Source organism: Nostoc sp. ChiVER01 (assembly GCF_034531155.1).
Taxonomy (GTDB): domain Bacteria; phylum Cyanobacteriota; class Cyanobacteriia; order Cyanobacteriales; family Nostocaceae; genus Nostoc.
The window spans coordinates 1-5,569 of record NZ_JAVRBS010000064.1 but is presented as its reverse complement, the minus strand read 5'-3'; the positions used below and the strand labels follow the sequence as shown (position 1 = coordinate 5,569).

The window sequence follows — 5,569 nt, the reverse complement described above, 5'->3', positions numbered from 1 at the left end:
CTCAACTCTCTGTTTCAATTCTAACCCAGCAGAACTTATGAGACAAACCACTAGTCCTATACTATATTTTCTATGTCTGTTAAAAAATTTGGTAAGTGTAATTCTGCTTTATAGCGTCCTTTAGCACTCATATTATCAACACAAGTAATGCCGCTTGTTAATTCTTTCATCCCTTTACGGATAGTACCTCGATTCCAGCCCAATTCTATTTCTGCAAGTCTCTGCCCTCCTAGACCTAAACCCTGTACTGTTGACGCTAGAAATTTGCGTTTTGCAGCTCCTTTTAATTGAGATGCTGTTTGTTTCAATAGTTGTTTCAGTGAAGAAGTTAATACTATCGACACTCGGATTACAGTGATCGACAAAGTTCCGGCTGATAATCCCGGCAACATCCCCTGTATTCCCGAAACCTTGGACTTGCCCGAACTGCTGGCGTTGATTCAGCATTTGCCACAGCGATCTTCGTGGGAACGCTCAGATATCAAAGCTACTGCAATGGCGTACCCGCCCGCCGTAGGCATCGCAAAAGTCGTTCAATTGCCAAAGCGTATTACAGTTGCACAACCAGAAACAATTTCCTTTCTTCCAGACGACATAGTAGTGCTGGAATACGAAGTCGTCGAGTGGTCTGCTACTGAAGGACTCAAAGATACTTTATATGAAACTTATCGCCCACAAAGAATCCGGATCAAGGACGCTTTACCTCATCCCTCACTGCTTTGTGAGAGTGCAGCCCTCGCACTTGTCTCACCACCAGCACCAACTTACAAACCGCATCTTCCTAGCAACATTATCACACAAAGCTTGTTATCAGAGGCACAACTTGAAAGCGTGATTTACGCAGGTCAAACGCACTCAGAATTTTTGTCTGGGTCTTATATTGTCGATGATTATTGGGATAATGTGACTGTTGCGGCTCAGGGCGAAGAAAATGCGGTAAAATTCCGTCGTGGCTGGTTCTTGGGCGATTCCACGGGTTCTGGTAAGGGGCGACAGGTAGCTGGCATTATCCTCGATAATTGGTGTCAGGAACGAAGAAAAGCAATCTGGGTATCAAGGAGTTCTGCACTGATTGAGGATGCAAGACGTGATTGGTGTGCGTTAGACGGTAGCGAAAAGGACATTATTGATCTGGGCAACATCAAGCTAGGCGATCCAATCCCTTTCACCCAAGGCATCCTATTCTGCACCTACTCAACTCTACGATCCCAAAAGAACGGTAAAAGTCGGCTCAAGCAAATTGTTGAATGGGCAGGCAAGGACTTTGAGGGAGCGATCGCATTTGATGAGTGTCACGCGATGGGCAATGCAATGGCTCAAGAGGGTAAACTCGGTATAGTTGCAGCATCCCAGCAAGGCATTGTTGGGCTGAGGTTGCAAAACGCATTACCGCAGGCACGGGTTGTCTACGTTTCTGCTAGTGGAGCGACGAAGGTTTCTAACCTATCTTATGCAAATCGTCTGGGGCTTTGGCAGACTGGAGATTTTCCGTTTACCTCCCGTGAGGATTTTGTGGAATCCATTGAGGGCGGTGGTATCGCCGCGATGGAAGTCGTAGCCAGGGATCTCAAGGCTTTGGGACTCTATCTGGCGCGGAGTCTCTCGTTTGAGGGGGTGGAGTATCAAACGCTCTACATTGATTTAACGCCCACGCAAGAACGGATTTACAATAGCTATTCTGATGCTTTTGGTATTATTCATAATAATTTAGATAAAGCCCTGGAAGCTTGTAATATCTCTGGTGACAAGACTTACAACTGTGCTGCAAAGATGAGCGCGGTGTCTCAGTTCGAGTCGCACAAGCAAAGATTCTTCAAGCATCTGTTGACTGGCATGAAATGTCCGCAGTTAATTAAAGCGATTGAAGAGGATTTAGCATTGCGCCAATTCCTCAATCGCCTGTTGGCTTTACGCATCGATATGCTAAACACCATTTTTGAGCGTTTTGAGTTGTTGCTAAGTCAACAGATTGAAGCAGCGATCGCGGCGGGGGTCTATGAAATGGGTGTAGAGACACTCCGGGCTGAGAAATTCACCATCGAAGGCCAAGAACCAGTATATACTCACCCTGGTACTGGTAGTATAACGAATTACCTCAAGGTAGAGCGACTCTAGAAAAACAACATCAAAACTGCTGACGAGATGATTGAGCTTGTCAGTATGCACCAGGGAAAACTCATGATAAATGAGAAGTCTAGAAATGCGGCAGTGGCAATCCCAACTCACAGCACGTTCGACTCTGACGGTGGCGTTATTTCGAGGATATTGCTCATTCGCCCACAGAAAGAAACCCGTGTGCCAGTCAAAGATTTTGAATCGTCCACTTGGCGGCAGGTTTCGGCTGATACCTTTGTTGCGGCATGGTCTACTGAAGTAGACACACTGCCCAAGTTCACCACCGATTACCTGCATTTAGTGACTGGTATTCTATTGCCTATCTGGAAAATACTACCACAGCAGAATAGTCGAGTATTCCGACTACAAACCAGCGATGGACAAAAGATTCTCGGTCGTGTGGTCAATGCTCAGGATATCCAGTCGGTGGCTGAACAACTCGGACTCAAGAACAAGCTGTTAAGCACACAGGAATTAGTCTCTTTAGTACTAAACGAAGGCTATTCCCAGCAGTTACCGGGTGGCGTAACTTTACGGCGTTCTTACATTGCCGCAGAACCTCGCATAGAACTGGTCAATGCTATCTCACTGGCAGAGCGACTGGTGGCTGTTGGATGTTTCACCGAGATCATCGACTGGCAAAAGCGCTAAAAGAACAGATGGGTATGGCATCTTCCAACTTCTCATTCCCCCGCAACTTATAGATGCGATCGCAAAGGGTAAGAAACTGCATGAAAATACTTGTTGAGAGTTTATCGAGCAAAATCAACACCATACATCTGTGCTGCCCGTGGATAAGGAGCGTTCTTATCCACGGTGAGTTCTTCAAAGCGCAGCGATACACCCGTGGAGTTCGGGCGTGTTGAGCGCTCAAGACTTTAGCGGGTCTGTTCAGCGTCAACGTCGAAGCGATCAAGCATCATCACCTTGTTCCAGGCTGCAACGAAGTCCTTGACCATCCGCTCGTGACCATCATCAGCGCCATAGACTTCAGCAATCTGACGCAGTTGGGCGTTCGAGCCGAAGATGAGATCGCAGCGGGTTGCGGTGAACTTCGCTGCATCGGTTTCGCGATCGCAGATGTCAAAAAGCATCTCGCGATTGTCAACAGGCTTCCACTCGTAGTCCATACTGGTCAGGACACGGAAAAAGTCATTGGTCAAGACACCCGGTCGGTCAGTGAAGCTACCGTGCTTTGAATAGTCCCAGTTCTGATCGAGCGCCCGAAGTCCGCCAACTAGAACCGTCCATTCGGGTGCGGTCAGCGTGAGGAGCTGCGCTCGATCCAGGAAGATACGCTCTGGCTTCACCTTATAGCCAACCGCCTCATTGTGATAATTTCTGAAACCATCCGAAACTGGCTTCAGCCAATTAAACATTTCAGCATCTGTCAGCTCCTGAGTCGTATCCATCCGCCCCGGAGTAAACGGGACGGCAACGGAAAGTCCAGCCTCTTGTGCAGCCTTCTCGACCGCAGCACAACCACCGAGGACGATTAGGTCTGCGATCGAGATTTTTTTGTTGCCCGACTGAGCGCCGTTAAAGTCCGCCTGAATTTGCTCAAGGGTCGATAGCACCTCACCGAGTTCCTGCGGGCGATTCATTTCCCAGTCCTTCTGAGGATTGAGGCGAACGCGCGCCCCATTTGCGCCGCCGCGCTTGTCGGAATGGCGGTGACTCGATGCCGCCGCCCAAGCGGCTGACACGAGCGCCGAAACCGAGAGTCCACTCGCTAAAATCCGATCCTTGAGAGACTTGATATCGGCGGCATCAACGACATCATGATCCAGTGGCGGAATTGGATCTTGCCAGATCAAATCTTCCTCTGGGACTTCCGGACCAAGATAGCGCGTTTTCGGACCCATATCCCGATGGATCAGCTTATACCAGGCGCGTGCGAACGCATCGCTGAAGTAATCAAAATCACCCAAGAAGCGCTGACAAATCTCGTGATAGACCGGATCGACCTTTAACGCAATGTCCGAAGTCATCATCATTAACGGGTGCTCAACACCCAGCAGATGAGCGTCCGGTGTCTTCGGCGCATTAGGATTGCTCGGCTTCCACTGAATCGCACCTACTGGACTCTTTGTTTGTTCCCATTCGTACTTAAAAAGATTCGTTAGGTAACTATTGTCCCACTGGGTTGGGTTTGGAGTCCACGATCCTTCGATCCCGTTCGTCATCGTATATTCGGCAAACCCAGTGCCTTCAGCGTTCTGCCACCCTAAGCCCATCGCCTGAATCGGCGCAGCTTCCGGCGCTGGACCAATCTTGTCCGGCGAGACCATGCCGTGACTTTTGCCAAAGGCATGACCGCCTGCAATCAGCGCGACAGTTTCTTCGTCATTCATGCCCATCCGCGCAAAAGTCTCGCGAATGTCTCGCGCCGAGCCAGATGGGTCGCCTTCAGCGTTTGGACCCTCTGGATTGACGTAAATTAGCGCTTGGTGCGAAGCCGCTAGTGGGTTTTCGAGGTCGTAGTATTGCTCATCCGGTTTTCCAACCCACCGAATCGTGCGAGTGACCATCTCGTCAGGATGACCAGGGTGTTCCTTAACATCGTCAACTGGATCGCCGTTCCAGAATTCGGGTCCCCAGTATGTCGCGCGATCCGCCTCCCAGGCATCGATGCGACCGCCACCAAAACCGAAGGTCTTAAACCCCATGATTTCGAGCGCGCAGTTGCCCGTCAGAACCATCAGATCGGCCCAGCTTAGTGCCGCACCATATTTCTGCTTGATAGGCCAGAGCAGCCGTCGTGATTTATCTGTGTTTCCATTATCCCACCACGAATTGATAGGTGCGAAGCGTTGCAGACCCTGACTCGCTCCACCTCGACCGTCCGCGATCCGGTAGGTGCCTGCTGAGTGCCACGCCATGCGAATCATCTGAGGTCCATAATTCCCATAGTCGGCGGGCCACCAGTCCTTTGAATCGGTCAGCAGCGCTTTGATATCGCTCTTCAACTGTTCAAAGTCAATTTTCGCGAAGGCTCCTTTGTAATCGAAATCTCGCAGTGGGTTAGCTTGGGGCAAATTTTGGTGAAGCAGTTCGACCTGAAGTCGGTTCGGCCACCAATCATCGACTTGCGGCTTGGAGCCGAGCGCGCCGCCAATGCGGGTTCCCCGGAAGGGACATTGTGCAGCAGGGGTGGCAGGGTTGTTGTTCATGGAGCTATTATTCATTCAGTTCAATCCTTCTTCTCTCTCTAACAGTTTATGTTAGTCAAGCTGTGTTGAGCGCCGCCACAAGTGGCGGTTTGAACGGCAAGTGCCTTCATCGCTAAAGTTCTTGCAATTGCTGAATGAGCTACCCTTTGCTAACCCCACCCCCCCTGCTACGATTTTAGATTGCTCAATGGCAATCATTTCCTGTACCTGTCTACCATAAACAATTTCAGTAGACCGAAAAGTTCTGCGATGCCTTCGGCGGGCGTAGCCATCGCTAAAGA

General features: G+C 49.8%; 4 protein-coding genes and 1 pseudogene. 2 read left to right on the top strand and 3 right to left on the bottom strand.

What is annotated here, in order from left to right; all coding sequences use genetic code 11:
- Nucleotides 1–59: 59 nt before the first annotated feature.
- Nucleotides 60–338 (bottom strand): annotated as a pseudogene (locus RMY00_RS35865) (ISAzo13 family transposase); the annotation flags it as partial.
- 16 nt (nt 339–354) lie between these two features.
- Here RMY00_RS35865 and RMY00_RS35860 point away from each other — a divergent pair.
- Both RMY00_RS35860 and RMY00_RS35855 read left to right on the top strand, forming a co-directional pair.
- Complete coding sequence (locus RMY00_RS35860; protein ID WP_322652104.1) at nt 355–2,115, top strand: strawberry notch family protein; 1,761 nt, start codon at nt 355–357, stop codon at nt 2,113–2,115.
- A gap of 63 nt (nt 2,116–2,178) precedes the next feature.
- Entirely contained in the window at nt 2,179–2,766 is a 588-nt protein-coding gene (locus RMY00_RS35855; RefSeq protein WP_322652103.1) for a hypothetical protein, read from the top strand.
- Between the two features lie 227 nt (nt 2,767–2,993).
- Here RMY00_RS35855 and katG read toward each other — a convergent pair whose 3' ends face one another.
- Both katG and RMY00_RS35845 read right to left on the bottom strand, forming a co-directional pair.
- Entirely contained in the window at nt 2,994–5,303 is a 2,310-nt protein-coding gene (gene katG, locus RMY00_RS35850; RefSeq protein WP_322652102.1) for a catalase/peroxidase HPI, read from the bottom strand.
- Between the two features lie 36 nt (nt 5,304–5,339).
- On the bottom strand, nt 5,340–5,569 hold a 230-nt coding region (locus RMY00_RS35845), incomplete at its 5' end, for a hypothetical protein (protein ID WP_322652101.1).

Coding starts and splice junctions, on each gene's coding strand:
- katG (WP_322652102.1), bottom strand. CDS start 5,303: ATGAATAATAGCTCCATGAACAACAACCCTGCCACCCCTGCTGCACAA.
- RMY00_RS35855 (WP_322652103.1), top strand. CDS start 2,179: ATGATAAATGAGAAGTCTAGAAATGCGGCAGTGGCAATCCCAACTCAC.